The sequence below is a fragment of the Bifidobacterium sp. SO1 genome, assembly GCF_018555335.1.
In the GTDB taxonomy this organism is placed as follows: Bacteria; Actinomycetota; Actinomycetes; order Actinomycetales; family Bifidobacteriaceae; genus Bifidobacterium; species Bifidobacterium simiiventris.
This window is the reverse complement of the sequence record NZ_JAFEJR010000003.1, coordinates 155,682-175,444: the sequence shown is the minus strand read 5'-3', so window position 1 is coordinate 175,444 and position 19,763 is coordinate 155,682. Positions and strand designations below refer to the sequence as shown.

At 64.8% G+C, this 19,763-nt stretch carries 13 protein-coding genes; 2 read left to right on the top strand and 11 right to left on the bottom strand.

The genetic code is table 11. From position 1 onward, the window contains the following. Positions 1 to 65: 65 nt before the first annotated feature. From JS541_RS04340 to JS541_RS04325, 4 genes are all read right to left on the bottom strand, one after another. Positions 66 to 2,630 carry a DEAD/DEAH box helicase gene (locus JS541_RS04340; RefSeq protein WP_214373259.1) on the bottom strand — a complete coding sequence of 855 codons (2,565 nt, stop codon included), beginning with the start codon at positions 2,628 to 2,630 and terminating at the stop codon, positions 66 to 68. 185 nt (positions 2,631 to 2,815) lie between these two features. Then, a complete protein-coding gene (locus JS541_RS04335) occupies positions 2,816 to 5,194 on the bottom strand; it encodes an alpha-L-rhamnosidase (RefSeq protein ID WP_214373258.1) in 2,379 nt (792 codons plus the stop codon). Between the two features lie 211 nt (positions 5,195 to 5,405). Beyond that, positions 5,406 to 6,386: a PPK2 family polyphosphate kinase gene (locus tag JS541_RS04330; protein WP_214373257.1), complete on the bottom strand. Its 981-nt coding sequence runs from the start codon at positions 6,384 to 6,386 to the stop codon at positions 5,406 to 5,408. 187 nt (positions 6,387 to 6,573) lie between these two features. Continuing rightward, positions 6,574 to 10,689 (bottom strand): 5'-nucleotidase C-terminal domain-containing protein, encoded by a 4,116-nt coding sequence (locus JS541_RS04325; protein WP_214373256.1) that lies wholly within the window; start codon positions 10,687 to 10,689, stop codon positions 6,574 to 6,576. Between the two features lie 311 nt (positions 10,690 to 11,000). Between JS541_RS04325 and JS541_RS04320 the strand changes: the two genes are divergently transcribed. Next, positions 11,001 to 11,768, top strand: a complete 768-nt coding sequence (locus JS541_RS04320) for a fibronectin type III domain-containing protein (protein WP_214373255.1) — start codon at positions 11,001 to 11,003, stop codon at positions 11,766 to 11,768. 128 nt (positions 11,769 to 11,896) lie between these two features. Here JS541_RS04320 and JS541_RS04315 read toward each other — a convergent pair whose 3' ends face one another. From JS541_RS04315 to JS541_RS04295, 5 genes are all read right to left on the bottom strand, one after another. Next, on the bottom strand, positions 11,897 to 13,177 hold the full coding sequence (locus tag JS541_RS04315) for an amino acid ABC transporter permease (protein WP_214373254.1): 1,281 nt from the start codon (positions 13,175 to 13,177) through the stop codon (positions 11,897 to 11,899). 6 nt (positions 13,178 to 13,183) lie between these two features. After that, positions 13,184 to 13,861: an amino acid ABC transporter permease gene (locus JS541_RS04310; protein ID WP_214373341.1), complete on the bottom strand. Its 678-nt coding sequence runs from the start codon at positions 13,859 to 13,861 to the stop codon at positions 13,184 to 13,186. Further along, a complete protein-coding gene (locus JS541_RS04305; protein ID WP_214373340.1) occupies positions 13,861 to 14,661 on the bottom strand; it encodes a glutamate ABC transporter substrate-binding protein in 801 nt (266 codons plus the stop codon). The genes JS541_RS04310 and JS541_RS04305 overlap by 1 nt, the downstream gene beginning before the upstream one ends. Before the next feature lie 62 nt (positions 14,662 to 14,723). Further along, complete coding sequence (locus JS541_RS04300) at positions 14,724 to 15,527, bottom strand: amino acid ABC transporter ATP-binding protein (protein ID WP_236036790.1); 804 nt, start codon at positions 15,525 to 15,527, stop codon at positions 14,724 to 14,726. 121 nt (positions 15,528 to 15,648) lie between these two features. Next, positions 15,649 to 16,200 carry a YbaK/EbsC family protein gene (locus JS541_RS04295; protein WP_214373253.1) on the bottom strand — a complete coding sequence of 184 codons (552 nt, stop codon included), beginning with the start codon at positions 16,198 to 16,200 and terminating at the stop codon, positions 15,649 to 15,651. Positions 16,201 to 16,447: 247 nt separating this feature from the next. Between JS541_RS04295 and JS541_RS04290 the strand changes: the two genes are divergently transcribed. Next, positions 16,448 to 17,212: a hypothetical protein gene (locus JS541_RS04290; RefSeq protein ID WP_214373252.1), complete on the top strand. Its 765-nt coding sequence runs from the start codon at positions 16,448 to 16,450 to the stop codon at positions 17,210 to 17,212. 130 nt (positions 17,213 to 17,342) lie between these two features. Here JS541_RS04290 and JS541_RS04285 read toward each other — a convergent pair whose 3' ends face one another. Further along, entirely contained in the window at positions 17,343 to 17,984 is a 642-nt protein-coding gene (locus JS541_RS04285; protein ID WP_214373251.1) for a response regulator transcription factor, read from the bottom strand. Further along, positions 17,956 to 19,707, bottom strand: a complete 1,752-nt coding sequence (locus tag JS541_RS04280) for a DUF6020 family protein (protein ID WP_214373250.1) — start codon at positions 19,705 to 19,707, stop codon at positions 17,956 to 17,958. Before JS541_RS04280 ends, JS541_RS04285 begins: the two co-directional genes overlap by 29 nt. Between the last annotated feature and the right edge of the window lie 56 nt (positions 19,708 to 19,763).

The window sequence follows — 19,763 nt, the reverse complement described above, 5'->3', positions numbered from 1 at the left end:
AGGTCGCGTGGCGGTTTGCTCTCACTGAGCCGAACCCCGTGAGAGCAAACCGCCACGCGATGGGTTCAGTTGCCGACGTGGTAGTCGAAGAAGACGACCTCGCCGGTCTCCTGCGTGGTGTCGAGATCAACGGTGCCGGTGATGGCCCAGTCATGGTCGCCGTCGGAGTCGTCGATGATCTGCCGCACCTTCCACGCATGTTCCTTCTGTTCGAGCGAATCGTCGAGGATGAACAGCTTGCCGGAACGGGCGGCCGCATCGATGCCGACGTACTCGTGCTCGTCGTAATAATCGTCGAGCACGTCCTCCCATTCGTGCACGCCGTATCCCCAGTCCTTGTCGAGCGCGCCGAGTTCCTCGGGCTTGTCCAAGTCCATGAGCTGCACGCGGCGGAACATCGCGTTGCGGATGAGCACGATCAGTCCGCGACGGTCCTCGACCACGGCCTCGCGAGCGCCGCCCGGCGCGGCCAGGTTCGCTGCGGCTTCGGCGGCCGCATCGGATTCGTCGCCCGCATGCTCCCATTCGTCCACGAGGCTGGAGTCGATCGAACGGACGACCACGCGCAGCCACGAGATGATGTCGTCCAGCTGCTCGTCGCGTTTCTCGGCCGGCACGGTGCGCGCCAGCGCGCGGTACGCGTCCGACAGGTAGCGCAGCAGCGTGCCTTCGGAACGAGCGATGTTGTAGCGGGCAATATACCCCGTGAAATCGGACGCGGTCTCGACCATGTCGCGTACGACGGACTTCGGCGACAGCCAGTAGTCGTTCGCCCACGGCACGTCCTGCCGGTACTGGTCGAACGCGGCCTGCAGCATGTCTTCAAGCGGCTTGGGGTACGTGATCTCCTGCAGCTTGTCCATGCGCTCGTCGTATTCGAGCCCGTCTTCCTTCATCTCGATAAGCGCCTTGTCGCGCGCCTGCCGCTCCTGCGCCTTCAGGACCTGCTTGGGGTCCTCGAGCGTGGCTTCGACCATCGAGATCACGTCGAGCGCATAGGTATCGGATTCGGGGTCGAGCAGTTCCAACGCCGCGAGCAGGAACGGCGACAGCGGCTGGTCGAGCGCGAAATCGTCGGGCACGTCGACGTCGAGATAGTAGTTCTTGCCGCCGTCGTCGCGATCCTCGGTTTCGATGACCTTCGTGTCGAACAGGGTCTGGAAGATCTCGTCGGCGCGCTGGTGCAGCTTCTCCTTCTGGTCGGGGCTCTGCGCGGAGTCGTCGATGAGCCGGTCAACGCGGTAGCGCGCGTCGCCGCCCTGCGCGACCTCGTTCAGCACCATCGAATGCGTGATCTTCATGTGCGGCACGAGCGTTTCGGGGGCCGCGTCGATGAGCTTGTCGAACGTGGCCTGATTCCACGTGACGAACCCTTCCGGCGCCTTCTTGCGCTTGACCTTCTTGAGTTTCTTCGGATCATTGCCGGCCTTGGCCACGGCCTTCGCGTTCTCGATCTCAAACTCGGGGGCCTCCGCGATCACAAGCCCTTCCGTGTCGAATCCCATGCGGCCCGCACGACCGGCGATCTGATGGAACTCACGCGCGCGCAGCTTGCGCATGTGCGTGCCGTCGAACTTGGTGAGCGCCGTGAGAACCACCGAATGGATCGGCACGTTGATGCCGACGCCGAGCGTGTCGGTGCCGCAGATGACCGGCAAGAGGCCCTGCTGGGCAAGCTGTTCGACCAGACGACGGTAGCGCGGCAGCATGCCGGCATGATGGATGCCGACGCCGGTGCGCAGCAGTCGTTGCAGGATCTTGCCGAACGCGGTGGTGAACTTGACGCCCTTGATCGCCTCGGCGATGGCCGCACGCTGCTCCTTGCTCGACACGCCGGTCGAGGCGAGCGCCTGCGCGGTCTCCAACGCCGCATCCTGCGAGAAATGCACGACGTAGATCGGCGTGGAACCTTCGCGGAACGCAAGCTCGACGGTCTTCTCGAGCGGATCGAGCGTGTATTCATACGTCAGCGGCACCGGTCGCGGCGCGTCGGCGATGATGTCCACGTCCGTGTCAGTCATGTCCTCGAGCTTGTCGGCGATCGCATCCACGTTGCCGAGCGTCGCACTCATCAGCAGGAACTGCGTCTTCGACAAGGTCAGCAGCGGCACCTGCCACGCCCAGCCGCGCTCCGGGTCTCCGTAGTAATGGAATTCGTCCATCGCCACGCAGCCGACGTCGGCATGCCGGCCCTCGCGCAACGCCCGATTCGCCAAAATCTCGGCCGTGCAGCAGATGATCGGCGCATCCGCGTTGATATGCGTGTCGCCGGTGATCATGCCCACGTTGTCGCGGCCGAACACGTCGACCAGATCGAAGAACTTCTCCGAGACGAGCGCCTTGATCGGCGCGGTGTAATACGAGCGCCGCCCGGTGCACAGCGCGGCGAAATGCATGCCGAGTGCGACCAGCGACTTGCCCGAGCCGGTGGGCGTGTTGAGGATCACATGGTCGCCGGCGAGAAGGTCCATGATGGCCTCCTCCTGATGCGGCCACGGCTCGATGCGCTTGACGTCATGCACCCAGCCGAAGAACCGCTCATAGATCTCGTCCGAATCGATGTTGCGCTCGCCGTCGTCCCAGCTCGGCGCCAACGCCCCCAGGGAACCATAAGTCTCAGTATCAGCCATAATGCTCCCCAGTCTACTTCGTCCCATGCGGTTCCCGGGATTCGCCGGGAAAATCCCGGGAACCGGCAATCGCGCATAAGCTGACAATTCGCACATTGCGATCGTTGATTTTCCAAGGATCGTCCGCGATGAAACGTACATAGTCGGTTCCCGGGATTGTTCCGATGAAATCCCGGGAACCGGACCTATGCCAGAACCAGCCGATGCACGCCCGGCGCGACAAGCGTTCCGGCAGGCAGACGGCGGCCGGTCTCGTCCCGGAGGTCAAGGCCGAGCTCCGCCTCGACGCCCTGCGGCACGTCCACGTCAAGACGAACATGCCCGTCGTCGCCCTCGCTCCAAGAAACCGACACCCTACCGTGCAGCGTGACATGCGCGGCCGAACCCGAGGTCACGCCATGCGCCAACGCCGCGACGATCTGCGGCCGCACGCGTACGCGGCTCCAGCCGGCGTCGGCAAGTTCCAGCCCGCCGATCGCCGAGTGCATCCAGTCGAGCACCGAGCCGAACGCGTAATGGTTGAACGAGGTCATATCGCCCGGGTTCACCTCGCCGTTCTCCAGCATCGAATCCCAACGTTCCCATGTGGTCGTCGCACCCATGCGCACCTGGTACAGCCATGATGGGCAACGGTCGGACAGGAACAGCGAGAACGCCTCGTCCGCATGTCCGGTCGCGCACAATGCGGGCAGCACGAACGGCGTGCCGGCAAATCCGGTGCCGACCACGAAGCCGCGCTCGCGCACGAGTTTCACGAGCCGTTCCCCCGCCGCCGCACGCAGCCGGTCGTATTCCGCGGTTCCACCCACGCCGGCCAGCAGGTCGAGCGCGATGAGCAGCGCGTACGCGCACTGCGTGTCCGAAGTCATCGTGCCGTCCGATCGCACGAACCGCGCGCGGAACCCGGCGCGGATATGCGCGGCGAGCTTCTCGTAATGTTCTTGCGCGGCCGTGTCCCCGAGCACACGCAGCATGCGCGCGACCAGATCGGCCGAGTGCGCGGCGAACGCGGTGGCGACGAGCGCCTTGTCGGTCATGGCGCGGGCCGCATCGTCCGGCGGCGCGGTCGGGTCGAGCCAGTCGCCGAGCTGGCCGCACCACACGTCGGGCTTGCGATCCCACACGCCGTCGTCCGCGAGCAGTCCGGCGACCTCGTCCATCCAGCGCCGGGACAGCCCGATATGCCGTCGCAGCACCGCGACGTCGCCGGTCGCCATGTACAGCGCCCACGGCACCATCGTCGCCGCGTCGCCCCACAGCGCGACCGCATCCGGCTTGCCCCAGCCTGGAAACGGATACGGCACATAGTACGGCACAGTGCCCCAGCGTTCCGTTTCGATCGCAACGTCTGTGAGCCAACTGTCAAGGAAACCGTTCACGTCGTACAGGTAGGCGGCGGTGGGCGCGAACACGGCGATGTCGCCGGTCCAGCCGAAGCGTTCGTCGCGTTGCGGGCAGTCGGTGGGGATGGAGACGAAGTTCGACAGCATCGACCAGCGCGCGTTTTCGGCGAGCCGGTTGACGCGTTCGTCGGAGCAGGAGAACCAGCCGAGACGGTGTCGCGCGGAACTGTATACGCGCGTATGCAGGTCGGCGGCGGTGAGCGGGCGATCGGCCGGCCAGCCGCCGATGACCGCGTATCTGAAACCGTGCATGGTGAAGCGCGGCTCCCAGACGGCCGGTGAGCCGTCGCTGATGTAATGGTCGTGCTGGATGGCGCGGCGCAACGGGCGCGTGGCCGGTGTGCCGTCGGGATTGATGACTTCGACGTGCTGGATGTCGATCTCGCGACCGGGCTCAGTCGCGGGGACGGTCAGGACGACGCGCTGCGTGCAGTTCTGGCCGAAGTCGACGAGCCAGCGGCCGTCCGGCAGCCGGTTGATGGATACCGGCTGATGCTCGCCGATGCAACACACGGCAGTCGACTCGTCTGCCGGATACAGCACCGATTGATCAAAGTCGAGCCGTTCGACCGGCCGCCAATGATGGTCGGAGAGCTCCTCCGCGAACGGGTCGCGTTCTTCCCTCGCGTCGAGCGTCTCCCCCTCGTACAGTCCGCTGGCGAGAATTGGCCCATAACCCGCTTTCCAGCGCCCGTCGTCGGCGTTCGACGCGACGATCGTGACCGTGCCGTCCGCATCCGTCAGCTCCAGCTGCGCGAACACGCCCAGCCGGTCGCCATAGTTGTCGCATTGCCCGCCGTTGAATCCGATCTGGCCGCGATACCATCCGTCGCCGAGCCGGAAACCCAGCACGTTCGCACCGTCATGCACCAGATCGGTCACGTCGTAGGTCCAGTACGGCAAACGTTCGTCGTACACGGTCCAGCCGGGCGCGAGCACATCCTCGCCGACCCGGCGGCCGTTCAGTTCCGCCTCGAACAGGCCCCACGCGGTCACGCATAGCCGGGCCGCAGCCGGCGTGCCGGCCACGTCGAAATCGCAGCGGATCACCGGCGGCCGCCGCATCTCGCCGCCCGCTTTGACCGGGTCGACCACCACGGCATCGTCCGGACCTCCGATCATCTGTGCCTGCCAGCGCACCGGTTCCGTCATCGTCGTCATTGCTCGCGCTCCTTCATTGGCATCATCGATCCGGCACCGGTCATCCGCAACCAACCGAACATCGCCGACCGTCATCAATGTATCGGTACATACAGTAATCATACTGATACGAATAAGCAAGTTATACAATCACGATATTCTCAGCAATGCCAACATGTATCGTTACATATATATGTCATTTCGACTGCGAGCCAGCGCATGATTCCACATGTCACTCCACCGCAAGCCGCCGCCTCGCCTCGTCCGGATCGATGCCGGACTTCAGCGCCGGCCAAGTCATGTTCATGTTCTTCAGGCTCGTGCGCAGCAGTTCGGAAACGACGGCCCGCGAATACCAGCGATTGTCGGCAGGCACGAGATACCACGGCGCGACGGGCGTGCTCGTGCGCTCGAACACCTCCTGCCATGCGGCCATGTAGTCGTCCCAGCGGTCGCGCGCATCAAGATCAGACATGTCGAACTTCCACCGCTTGGTCGGGTCGTCGAGACGGGCGAGGAAGTGGCGTTTCTGCTCGTCGCGGCTGACGACGAGGAAGATCTTGATGACCGTGCAGCCGCTGGCGGCAAGGTCGCGCTCGAAATCATTGATGATCTCGTATCGTGCACGCCATGTTTCCTCGGGCAGCGTGCCGTAGACATGCGGCATGACGATGTCCTCGTAGTGTGAGCGGTCGAAGACGGCGATCCAGCCGGGGTCGGGCAGTTCGCGTTCGACGCGCCACAGGAAGTCGTGCGCCTGTTCTTCGGCGGTCGGCTTGCCGAACCCGTGGTAGTGGATGCCCATCGGGTTGCCCTGACGGAACACGTGCTTGACGATGCCGCCCTTGCCGGAGGCATCCATGCCCTGCAGCACGATGAGCAGACGGCGGGACGAACCGTGCACGCCGTTGGCATAGAGCAGGTTCTGATATCGGGCGATTTCGGCGGAACTCAGCGCGATGAACCGTTCGGCGTCGGCCTTGTCACCGTCGAAGCCGGGCGTGGACGCGCCGCGGATCTGCGCGACCTGCATGCCGGGATGGAACATGAGCCTCTGGGCGGGTGGCAACGACCAGACCGCGCTGAGCAGTTCGCTCGATTTGGCCGCGCGCGCGAGCCGCTCGGCCACGCCGCCGCTTGTTTCGATGGCTTCGATGCCGTTTTCGGCGCGTTTGAGCGTCTTGGTGATGGTTTTGACAGCGTCCTTGCCCATGCCATGATTGTACGTCCGATCGGGATGCTCCAACGGCAGCGGCGCATATCATCCGACCGACCGCCGTCATGCACCGCGAGAACACCGTCAAACGGCGTAAATCTCCTATGGAACAGACGGGATACGCCGCCGAGTAGCCCCTCGGCGGCGCATCCCGTCTGGCGTGCATCAAAGACGCACCTATACATCACCGTCCATCGTCGCGTCGCACACCCAAGGCGGCGACTCCGATGACGCCCAATGCCAACAGGACGGCGGTGGCGAGCGCCATCCACGCCACGGATGAACCGGTATCTGCGAGACGACGCACGGTCACCTGCGCCGAGCCGCCGCGTTCCGCCGTAACGGGCTTGCCCGTCTTGCCCTGAGACTGGACGGACGGCTTCGACGTGTCTTGCCGCCCATGTTGCGCGCCCCCGTTCGGAGTGCCGGTGGCGGTATCCGTTTGTTGTGCCTGGGGTTTGTTCTGCGGCTTGGAGATAGGCTGCTCCTGTGTCGTCGGCGTCTCATGATCCGGGGTCGGCGTGGGGTTCGGCTCAGGTTCAGGAGACGGCGTCGGCTCTGGCTCCGGAGTCGGCGTGGGTTCCGGGGTCGGCTCAGGCTGAGGCTCGGGGGTCGGCTCCGGAGTCGGGGTCGGCTCAGGCTGAGGCGTCGGCCGCTCCGCCTGCGGCTTCGTCAGCAGCGTCTCCACCGTCGCAGCGCCGATCGCGAACGCCCCGCCGTCGGCCGCGGCCGCATCCTTCGCCGCCGCCGGAGCCTTTGCCGCCGCAGCCACGAATGCGGCGCGTTCGGCGTCGGTCAGCTTCTTGGTCACGGTGATCGAGCCCGCGCCCGGGCCCTGCTCCTCGCCGGTGTAGTCCAGCCCGGTCAGGTCGCCGAAGTCGACGCCGTTCGCGGTCAGCCGCACGCCCCACGGCCGCGGTTCGTCGGTGGTGAACGCGAGGCCGCTCACGGTGAACGTCACCGTACCGTCGTCGGCCAGGCGCGCCGCCGAGAAGCCGGCGCTGTGGCGGGTTTTCGCGGATTCGAGCTTCGGGTGTGCCTTGAGGTAGTCGGAGAATCCGTCGAAGTCGATGTATCCGGTGTCGACGTAGCCCGTGCCTTGCTGGAAGACGGTGAAGTTGTCGCCGCCCGCGAGCAGGAACGAGTTGCCGGCGATCAGATACGTGTCGTTGTCGTGCACGGCCTTGCCGTTGACGGTCAGGTCGTGCACGGCGCCGCGCGGCACTTGCTTGCCGTCGACGGTGGCGACGTACGTGTCGTACTGGTAGTCGACGTTGTCGGAGAAGCCGAGCCAGAGCACGGGCCGCTGCGCGTCGGCCGGCTGCCACTGCTGTTCGATGAGCGTCTTGAGCTGCTTGCCGGTCAGGGTGACGACGGCGTTGGAGTTGCCGAACGGCAGTACGTCGTGCGCCTCCTTGAGCGTCACCTGTTTGTCGCCGTTCGGGTCAAGGTCGGCGCGCATGCCGCCCGCGTTGATCACGCCGATGTCGGCCTTCTGCCCGGACTGTTCTGCGGCCCACTTCGCGGCGTTGCCGTTGAGGATGCCGAGCGTGGATTCGACGCCGCGGTTGTTGCCGACGGTGCTCAGGTCGCCGGGCTTGCTGGCGCCGCGGTTGAACGTGGCGTCGTCGGCCAGCGTGCCGAGTACTTCATTGCCTTTCGCGTCGGCGGCGGCCTTCGCGTCGAGGTAGATCTGGTTGACGGCCGGGTCGGCCTCGAACAGCGGCACGTCCTTGCCGTCCTGGTCTTGCGTGAACACGTCGTGCTTGGCCGCCGTGGCACTCACCTTCGCGTCCTTGCCGCTGCCGGTGATCTCCAGATCGGTAGTGGAGTATTCGACGCCGTAGTTCGCGGTTTCGATGATCGGCGCGCCCGTGTCGGTCTTCGCGGTCTCGTACAGGTGCGTGTGGCCGGCGAGCACCGCGTCGACGTTCGCGTCGAGGTTCTTCAGATCGTTCGCGTCGGCGTGGACGAGCGCGACGACCGCATCGGCCTCGCCGTTGGACGGGTCGCCGTCGGACAGCTGGTCGGCGTACTTGTTGATCGCCTCGATCGGATCGGTGACGGTGATGCCCTTCATGCCGGCCGGGGAGACGGAGTCGGCAAGCGTTTTGAAGATGCCGCCGATGAAGGCGATCTTCTTGCCGCCCGATTCCTCGATCACGTATGGCTGGACCTTGCCCTTGAGCACGTCGCCGGTCACGTTCGCGACGACGTATTTGGCCGGCGCGATGCCGGGCACGATGCGATTCGCCAGATCGGCGGCGCCCTTGTCGTACTCGTGGTTGCCGGTGGCGGAGACGGCGAGTCCCATCGCCTTGAGCTGATCCATGGCGGGCACGTCGTTCGCGATGGACGATTCGAACGCGGACGCGCCGACCAGATCGCCCGCGCCGACGAACAGCGTGTTCGGGTTGGCGGCCTTGGTTTCCTTGAGCGCGGTGGCGAGGTAGCCGCCGTTTTCGATGTGGCCGTGGAAGTCGGTGATGCCGAACAGCGTCACCTTGGCGGAATCCTGCGGGTTCGGCTGGGGGTTCGGGTTGGTCGCCTCGATCCAGCCCCGGCGCAGCGAGTGGCCGCCGGTCACGCCGTCGTCGGCCCAGAAGACCGGCTTGTAGGTCTTGCCCTCGACGCCGCCCTTCACGGTGGTGGCGGCCGAATCGGGCGTGATCGCGAAGCCTTCGGAGTTCTGACCGGCGATCTCGGCCGGGGTCGCGGTGAGCTTGGTGAGTGCGAGCGTGCCGTTCTGGTCAAAGGTGTAGGTGGCGATCTTCGCGCCGGTGCCGTTGTCGTTGTCGCCTTCGGCGAGGAGCTGGCCGTGTTCGCCGTCCCAGGTCAGGTCGCGCGGGCCGTCGAATCCGGCGTTGGCCGCGGCGGCGGGCAACGGGATCTGCGCGATCGGATAGGCCACGTCCTTGCCTGCGACCGTGGCGAGCGCGAACGCGTAGATCGCGTTGGTCTTCTCGAGCGCGGCGAAGAACAGGCCGCCGTAGTCGTTGGCGGTGCCGGCCGGATCGTAGTCGTGAACGTTGTTCGGATCGAGGTTGACCTTGAAATGCTTGGCGGTGAGTACGCCGTCCGGAATGAACGCGATGCCTTCGACGCCGAGGTTGGCGTCATCCTTGCCAAGCGTGACGCCGAACTGGCTCAGCGGCGCGACGAGGTTCCACTCGTGCATGGCGGCGAGGTCCTGCGCGCCGTCGCCGTTCGTGTCGGTGGCGGCCGCGTTCGCGTCGTACGAGAGGATGGACGGACGAGGCACGTTCTTGTTCTCGTTGTCGCGCTCGGCGCCGATGAACACGCCCTTGGACGAGTCGCCGTCGATGAGCGTGATGCCTTCGGAGTCGACGCCGCCCTTGCCGTCCTTGAAGTGCAGCTGCTTGCCGCCCTTGGTCTGGCCGTTCACGTCGAACGTCCATCCGCCGGTCGGGTCCTGCTTCCACGTGCCGGTCGCGGCGTCAAGCACGAACTTGTTGATCGATCCCGGCCCCTTGTCTTCGGTGTTGCCGAGCGTCGGGTTGAGATCGTTGTCGGCGGCCCACAGCGTGTCGGCGGCGCCGTCGCGGCCGGACTCGTACACCAGTCCGGACAGGTTGCCGTCGGTATGGTCGCCGGACTGGCCTTTCGCGCCGAATTCGCCGTCCGCGTCGATCGCGGTGACGGTGTCGAGGCCCGGCCATGCGTCGACGGTCATCGTCTCGCCCGGTTCGGGGGTCGGGGTCGATGACGGGAATTCGTTGGCCGCGCCCGGCGTCGGCTGGTCGCTGACCTTGAACGTGCCGTCGTCGGCACGCGACCACGACTGCGCGGCGGTCATCTTGTCAGCAAGCTTCCACGTGGTCGCATCGACTTCGGCTCCGGCATCGTACTTGTCGCCGACGGACGAGGTCAGATAGACGGAATCGGCGTCCGACCCAAGACCGGGCTCGCCGTTGTAGTCGATGTAGGCGACGAGATAGCCGTTCGGCTGCACGACGGTGTCGGCGTTGATCTCCTTGTCGACGCCAATCGTGTAGTGCTTCTTCTGCTTCTCGTCGTAGATGCCCCAGCCTTTGACGTCGACCGGCTTGTCACCGGTGTTCTTCAGCTCGACCCAGTCGTCGCGTTGCGCGACCGGATCGCCGAGTTCCTTCGTGTTGCCGGCGAAGACCTCGTTGATGATGACGGACGGCTTGGCCGCGGCCGGCGCTTCGGCCACCGCGGTCGGCACGGCGACGGCCGCCAGTCCCGACAGCGTCGCCGCCGCGGTCAGCAGCGCGATCGCACGGCGTGACGCCGCGATACGGTGATGGTTCCCCATGCGTGATACCCCTTCTTCTGCACCGACGGGCGGGCATGCACCTCACCGTAGCCCGCCGCCGATCGATATGGACGAATCCCACGCTAGAAACCCCGAGTGAACCCGACACCGTATCCACGCGAACGCCGGCCATACCGCATCTGAACACTGGGCAAACCGCCGGCTTCCGCAGCCGGCCGCACCGTTCGTCATGCACGGTTAGTGCGAACGCGGCATAGGGCAAAACATGGCAACGGTCTGTCGTCGATGTCTCCGCTGTGGATACCGTAAACCGTACGAATATGGCGGTTTCACGGATGCAAGGAACGAATATGGCTGACGCAGGGTTGCGGTATGCGGCGACGGACGAATCGTTGACGATATGGTGGGACCGACCGGGCGACGCGCGGCCCGGTCACCGTTATCAGGTGACGGTCAGCGGCGGCGCGGCGCACGAAACGCACGAGACGACGGTGACGCACTACACGATCGACGACCTGCAGCCATCGCATACGTACCGCATCGCCGTGTCTCTCGACGCGGACGGCGACGGTCATGCGTGCCGGGAGCTGGGAACCATAACGGCCCGCACGACCGCCGTCAAACGTATGCTCGACGTCACCAAGCCGCCATACTGCGCGGTCGGCAACGGCCGTACGCTCAACACGACTGTCATCCAACGCGCATTGGACGATTGCGACGCCGACTCCGCAGTGCTCATCCCGGCCGGCACGTTCCTCACCGGCGCGCTGCGCATGCACTCGCACACTGAACTCGTCGTCGCCGCGGGCGCGACACTGCAGGGCACGACAAACCCGGCCGATTACGAGCCGTATATCCGAAGCCGGTTCGAGGGCATCGAAATGGACTGCCTGTCAAGTCTGATCAACATCGGCGAGCTGGATCACAACGGCCCGGCCAACTGCACGGCGTGCCGTACACCGACGATGGCGAGGATTCCGGTCAGGTGCCGGTGTTCGAGCATATGCTGTTCGACCATGTGCGCATCGAGTACCGGTTCCCGGCCAGCGGCGACCGGCGCGGCCAACATCCGCCTGCTGCACGCGCGCGGCATCAGCTTCGCCGCCGACACCATCTGATCCCGCCCGGCGGCCTTGCAGGCGGCGACAGCATGACGGGCGGTCGCACAATACGACAAGGAGCCGGTTCCCTGATGAGGAAACCGGCTCCTTACCTATGCGAGCGAGACGCCAACGCGTCAGCGGTCTCAGATCTTCGGCTTGCCGCCGAGGTTCGGATGGCCCTTGCCCACGTCGTTGCCGTGCTTGAACACGGGGTTGTGTTCGGGCATGGCGTCGGTGTGGTGCGCGGCCTTGTCGCCGTGACGGTCGGCACCGTCGGCGGCTTCCGCTTCGGCCTTGCGCTTGGCGCGCACGGCCTTCGCCTTGGCGGCCTTCTCGTCCTCGGCGGCCTTGCGGGCGGCCGGGAACTCGCCGGTCAGCGGATCGACCTGCGACTCGGGATGCGTCTCGTCGTAACCCTGCTCGTAGCGGGTGCGCCGCCAGTTGCGGATCGACGCGTTCGTGCCGCGGTGGTGCACATGGTACTTGCGCGGCGTGCCGCCGAGCGGCAGCTCCTTGACTTCCTTCGCGACGGCGATCTGGTTGACGTTCGACGGGTCCATGATGGCGATCGGCGCGACCGGCTCGGGTTCGGCCGGCGCGGCCGTGCGCTGCTGCATGCGCTCGGGCAGCCATTCGGCCAGACGCGACAGCAGCCAACAGGCGACGAAGTAGATCACCGCAGCCATGACGAGCGTCTGCAGGATGTTGAAGTACATCGAGCCGAGTCGGCGCGATTCCTGCAACAGGTCGGTGTACATGATGATCGAGCCGAGCGCGGTGTCCTTCAACACGACGACCAGCTGCGTGACGGCGGCCGGCAGCATCGCGTACACGGCCTGCGGCACTTCGACCTGCATGAGCGACTGCGTTTCGGTCAGACCCAGCGCCACGGCGGCCTCGCGCTGGCCGTTCGGCAGGTTGCCGACGCCGGAACGCACGAGTTCGGCCACGACCGAGCCGTTGTACAACACGAGCGCGAGCACGACCGCCCAGTACGACGGGCTGGGCATTCCGGCAAACGCGAACCAGCGCCAGAAGAAGATCATAAGCAGCAGCACGGGCACCGCACGGCAGAACTCGACGATCACCGCGGAGATCGACCGGATCACGATGTTCGGCAGCAGTCGGCCGACGCCGAACACGAGGCCGAACGCGACCGCGCCGATCACGGCGACGATCGTCGCGCGGATCGTGGCCCACAGGCCGGGCAGGTAGAAGTCGGTCCATGCCTCGCGTTCGATCGCGGGCTTCCACAGCTCCCAGCTCAGCTGGTTTTCGCCCTGCGGCGGATTGTGCAGACGCATCAGAATCAGCACAAGCACGATCGCAAAGATCACGCCGGCGATCCAGTTGGCGATGCGGATGGTGCGCCGACCCTTCGGGCCGGGCGCGTCGAACAGTACGGAATTGGAAGTATCAGCCATCCGAAATCACCTCCTGACGGCGAGCTTGTTGGACAGGTACGTGGTAAGCATGCCGATCGGGATGATCAGGATCACATAGCCGAACGCGAAGATCAGGAAGATCTGGATGATCACGTCCGGACGGAATTCGATCATCGAACTCATGAGCGACGACGTTTCGGTCGACACGGACGCGGCCGCGGCGACGGTCGAGTTCTTGAGCAGTGCGATCAGCGTGTTGCCGAGCGGGGCCACCGAACCGCGGAACGCCTGCGGCAGGATGATCTGCGTGGCCGACTGCATGAAGCCGAGTCCCAGCGCACGCGCGGCCTCGGCCTGGCCGATCGGCACGGTGTTGATGCCGCTTCGCAGCGATTCGCATACGAACGCGGCCGTGTACAGGCTCAGACCGGTGACGGCGAGCCAGAAGAAGTTCGTGGCGAACGTGTCGGAGAAGCTGAGCTTCAACTGCGCGTACGCGCCGAGCACCATGAAGACCATGATGATCGTCAGCGGCAGGTTCTTGAACAGCTCGACGTACGCGCCGGCCACGAAGCGCAGCGACGAGATCGGCGAGATGCGCATCATGACGAGGATCACGCCGAGCACGAGCGAGAACAGCGTGCTCCACAGGGTCAGTTCGATGTTGACGAGGAACGCGCCGAGCACGTCGTACTGGCTGAACAGTTCGAGGAATCCGTTCATCACTCCCCCTCCCCTTCGTTCGGCGTCGGCGGATTGAAGCGCACGTCCGGCGTGTAGTCGGTGCCTTCGGTGTTGTCGCTGATGGCCCGCTGCCATGAGCCGTCCTGGATCATCTGCACGATCGCATTGTTGATCTGCGTGGCGAGTTTCGTGTCGCCCTTCTTGATGCCCACGCCGTAGTATTCCTGCGTGAACGGCTTGCCGACGACGCGCAGCTTGCCGCGTGAGGCGGAGGCGAGGCCGGCGAGGATGATGTCGTCGGTGGTCACCGCATCCACGATGCCGGAGAACAGCGCAGTCGCGCATTCCGCGTAGCCGGGCTGCTCCATGAGCTGGACCTCGGAGGCGAACTTCTCCTTGACGGTCGCGGCCGAGGTCGAACCGGTGACGGAGCACAGGCGCTTGCCGTTCAGATCCTCCGGCCCCTTGATCGAATGGTCGTCCTTGCGTACGAGCAGGTCCTGGCCGGCGACGAAGTACGGACCGGCGAAGGAGACGGCCTTCTTGCGTTCGTCGGTGATCGAGTATGTGGCGAGGATCATGTCGACGTCGCCGTTCTGCAGCATGGCCTCACGCTGCTTGCTCGGCGCCTCCTTCCAGATGATCTCGTCCTCGGAGTAGCCGAGTTTCTTGGCGATGTACTTGGCCACGTCCACGTCGAAGCCGACGTAGGTGCCGGACTTCTTGAAGCCGAGGCCCGGCTGGTCGAATTTGATGCCGATGCGGATCTTGCCGGCCTCGTCCTCGCCGCACGCCGCGAGCGAGAACGTGCAGGCGAGCGCGGCCACGGCGGCGATCATGCGCGTGGCAATGCGTTTCACAGATAGTTTCACAGTCATGTGATAGTCTCCCCGCGCGAATCTCAGTGGGTGAGGATCTTCGACAGGAAGTCCTTGGCGCGGTCGGTCTGCGGATGCTCGAAGAACTCGTCGGGCGTGTTCTGTTCGAGGATCTGGCCGTCGGCCATGAACACGATGCGATCCGCGGCCTTGCGCGCGAAGCCCATCTCATGGGTGACGCACAGCATGGTCATGCCCTCGTGCGCCAGCTCGACCATCACGTCGAGCACCTCGTTGACCATTTCCGGGTCGAGCGCGGAGGTCGGCTCGTCGAACAGCATGACCTTCGGCTTCATGGCGAGCGCGCGGGCGATGGCGACGCGCTGCTGCTGGCCGCCCGACAGCTGCGAGGGCATCTTGTGGGCCTGCGAGTCGACGCCCACGCGGGCGAGCAGGTCCATCGCGAGGTGCTCGGCCTCGGTCTTGTTCATGTGGCGCACCTTGATCGGCGCGAGGGTGACGTTCTCGAGGATGGTCTTGTTGGCGAACAGGTTGAACGACTGGAACACCATGCCGACCTCGGCGCGCAGGTTCGCAAGTTCCTTGCCTTCCTGCGGCAGGGCTTTGCCGTCGATGCGGATGTCGCCCGAGTCGATGGTCTCGAGTCGGTTGATGGTGCGGCACATGGTGGACTTGCCGGAGCCGGACGGGCCGACGATGACGAGCACCTCGCCCTTGTTAACGGTCAGGTTGATGTCCTTGAGGACGTGCAGGTCGCCGAAGTACTTTTCGACGTGGGTCAGCTCGACGAGCGGGTGATCGGGGTATTCGACGCCCGGCACCAGCGGAGTGCGGGCGGTTTTCTCTTCTTCTTGGATTTCTGGCATGCGGGCAGTATATCGGCCGTATGTTACCGATTCGACACATGCCGTCCATGTTTCGGACGCTTCATGAGACAGTGAGCGTTCACGTACGGAACGTGAACGCTCACCCGCGCAGATCGATCAATCACCCGCGCGGCTTGCCCAATCCGGCCACGAACGTCACTCCGGGGATGTCCGCGAAGATCGACCCGTCGATCACCAGCTTCGACGGGCGGATGCCCGAGCCGATATACAGTTTCGGCACCGCGAGAATATGCTGGTCCACCAGCAGTGGCCAGTCGCCCGGCAATCCGATCGGCGACATGCCGCCCGACTCCATGCCGGTCGCCTCCACGGCATCCGCGATCGGCGCGAAGCTGACCTTGCTCACCTCCAGCGTGTGCTTGACCACACCGTTCAGGTCGGCCCGGGTGTCCGCCGTCACGAACGCGGCGGCGAACTGCGGCGGCGCCTTGCGCGTCTTGTGCGTGTGCACGACGACCACGTTGCCCGTGTTCTCGAACGGCACCCCGTATTTCGGGCACCACAGGTCGGTGTCCGATTCCTCGTCCGTATTGATCGTGACCCCGAGGATCTTGCTCTCCGGCACACCGGCCTCGACGAGCCCCTTCAACGCGTCGAACACCGGTTTCGCCAGCAGATCCCCATCATGCCAGTCCAGTATTTCCAGAGTCATAGGTATGCCTCCCCCGCAACTTGTTACGCGCCAGCTTACCGGCCATGCCACTCGCGCAACACCGCTGCCCTATAGACGTTCCTTATGACCGTTTATCCGCGGCCATCATCATCGCGCAGATCCTTCCCCGCTCCCGCACGACCGTAACTCAACACAAACGCCTCACCACCATTGAGTTGCGATCGTTTCCGACTCTGGAACGACCGTAATCCGACATCGTCGACACGACACGTGGGATCATGGTCATATGAACCGTTCTCAGCCGCCATTCGCGCCACAGCACCGCATGACCGTCGCATGCGTGGGCATCGCATGCTGCGTGATCGCGGAAACCGTGCTGCGCTGGCCGGCCACGAACTTTCACCTGTCGTATCTGCTGATCCCGTTGCTCGCGCTGGCGTCGCTCGCCGCACTGCCGTTCGTTCCGGAAGCGGGAGCGTGGCTCGTGACGACGCTGACCTGTGTGGGCCTTGTCTCGCCGTTCCCGATGTCGTATTCGTATCTGCTGGCAATGACGCTCGCCGCAGGACTGATCTGGCGCGAGAACCGATGGGCTGCGGGATTGGCCGCCGGACTGGCCGTCACCGCGCTGCTGGTCGACCGCAGGCTGCTGTTCGGGCTCGGGGTGACCGATTCGGTGGTGATCTCGTTCGCCTATTGCATGTTCGCAATCGTCATCGGCCTGGTGTCGAGGTGGATGGCCGATCATCGCCGGCTGCGCGACCAAGCTCGGCAGCGTCGCGAACGCGAGCGCATCGCCTCGTCGCTGCATGACCGGACGACGAACGATCTGGCAAACGCGATCATGCTGATCAACGCCGATCTGGAACGCAACGATCTGCCGCAGTCCCAGCTGGACGACCTGCGTACGATCCGTTCGTTCATCCAGCACGCCATGACCGGCACCTATCAGGCCATCGACACGCTCGACGGTACCGTCAAACCGACAGATCCGACCCAAAAGTGGGCAGATCCGGACACAGACAGGCCACGTCGCACCATAGGTGGGTAGATCTCTACTAGATAGAAGATCGCAACAGGGTTTTCTAGACGGGTTTTACCCACTTATGAAAATCCGAATCCGGTTTTGCCCACTTACGCGGTGGGGTATGCGGCAGATGAAGCGCGAATGGAGGAGACCGTCACCCGCCCAGCAATATTCGGATGGCTTCGGCTCTGCTGGAAGCCCCGAGTTTGCGTTTCGCATGGCGTGTGACGACGAACACGGTGGATGCCTTGATGCCCAATCGGCGTGCGATCTCCTCGGTGGTATGGTTCGTCGCGTACAAACGCATCACCTCGCGCTCTTGATCGGACAACGCCGCCGTCCGCTGGGCGACGGACGCCAATGCCGTATGCGCGGCGTTCACGTCCATGAACCCGTCGAGAACCTGTCCGTCCGCCACGGCTGTGATCGCCGCGGCGAGTTCCCTCGGCGTCGAATCCTTGCCGATCAGTCCCTGCGCGCCGGCGTCGATGGCCGTCTGGCGGTAATGCGCACGCGAATACGAGGTCAGGCATAGGATCGGCGGCCGGGCCGAAGCCTCGCGAATCATACGGCATGCGTCCGCGCCGTCGGCACCCATGCCCGGCTCCCCCAGCGACATGTCGAGCACCAACACATCCGGCACCTGCGCCTCGCCTTCGTATAGGCAACGGTGCACGGCCGTCCGCCCGTCCTCCGCCGTCCAGATCACGTTCGCACCGGGCATGGCCCGCCCGACGATCTGCGTCAGCATGCCCAGCGCAAACCGATCATTGTCCACGATCGCGATCGTTGTCATAGACATCATTATCCCGCACGGCCCGCCACATCCGACAACACGGGGTGTACCCGACAAACGGCAGCGCGGAGAACAACGGCATGGAAAGGAACACCGGGATCGAATACCAGAACAGGGCTTCCGGAGAAGCATACAACGACAGGATCGTAAAGAACAACAGGGAGAACGCGGCGAGGCACAGGCGAGGCGGAAAGGTCTCTCCGCTCGCTTCGCTCGGTCGAGATGACAAAGAAGAAAACACGCTCGGTCGAGACGGCAAGTCAGACGAGTCCGGCCTGGACGGCATGGGAACGGCGGCCTGCGAAGAGATGGAGGAGCCGCCCAGCCGCGATGACAAACGCTTGCGCATCAGCTGCACCAACAACGCCGCCATGGTCATCAACGGAATCCACGTGACGTACAGGGCCATCGCGGTGAGCGAATTGTCGTCACGAACCCACCGGCGCAGCCGTCCCAGCAGCTCCCGCTGCCATGCCGGCTTGCGCGAGGTCCCCATCAGCGGTGCCAGAGCACGGCCGATCCGGGCCACGCGCAACGCCGCAACGGTGTCGGCATCAGAGACATCGGCATCTTGCCGCCCCGCGGTTTCCTCGCTCTCGGGCAGGAACGTGGCCCATTGCCGCAGGTATCCGCCACGCAGCAGGTAATCCGAATCGGTCGGATACGCGAAGTTCACGCGTGGATCCCACCAGCCGCGAATCGGCCCGGCCCACGCCTTGAGATACTCCCCGGGATATACGAGACCCAGTCCGGCCCACGCGCGCAACGCCGCGATTTGTTCACCCGCTGACGGCCGCGGATCCTCGCGCAGTGTGTGGAACGTCTCGTCGGTGCGGTGCGGATTCATGGCAAGGGCTGCCTGATCGATCCGCATGACTTTGCTCAGCGCGGCCTTGCTCTTCCCAGATATTGCCTGCGGCCGATCACGAGCCACCTGAGCGACCGACTGGGTCATAACGCCCCACAGCTCGCGCGACGGCGACTGGTTGGCGTGCGTCACAGCGGCGACGACCGGCGTGAACACGCCCTGCGCAAGCACGATCGCCGACAGCAGGCACACGAACGCCCGACGACGCATCCGCCCATGCCGGCACACTGCCAGCAACGGCACGCCGGCACACAGCACGATCATCAGCGCCGTGCGTTTCGATACGATCACGGCGAATGCGAGCGCCACGAACGCAAGCGCCGCAGGACGACGCATCAGTACCCGACCACAGGTCAGGCACGTTTCCGCAAACAGCGCGGCGAACGGCAGGAAGAACACCGTATGCAGCGAATCCTTGCCCATCGTGCCGACCGAGCCGACCACCACGTAGCTCGTGGCGAGGTACAGCAGTCCCGATACGCGCAGCCACCGTGGCGCGCCGAGTTTGCGGATGTAGCACAGGACCAGCGCACATCCGGCGGCCAGCAGCAACGCCTGCACGCCCGTGTAGATCGCCTCGCCGATCAGCGGCGAGCCGAGCATGCCGCCGATCTTCCAGAACAGTCCGAAAACCAGCGTGTCGAACAGGGGATGCTGCGTGTAGTACCGGTGCAGTCCGGCGGTCTGCAGGTATTGCGCGAGCGTGTCGTCGCGCAGCGCGCCCGGCCAGACCAGCACGAGATACGGCAGCCATGCCACGGTCAGCAGCATCCAGTACGGCATGAACCGCGAACGCACCGCCGCTCCAAGCGTGGACGGACGGCGCGCGGTCACCCGCTTGGACAGAGCCGTCATGGTTGCTTCGAATCGCCGCATATGATCGCTCCCCCGATTGCCATCATTCAGTCTAA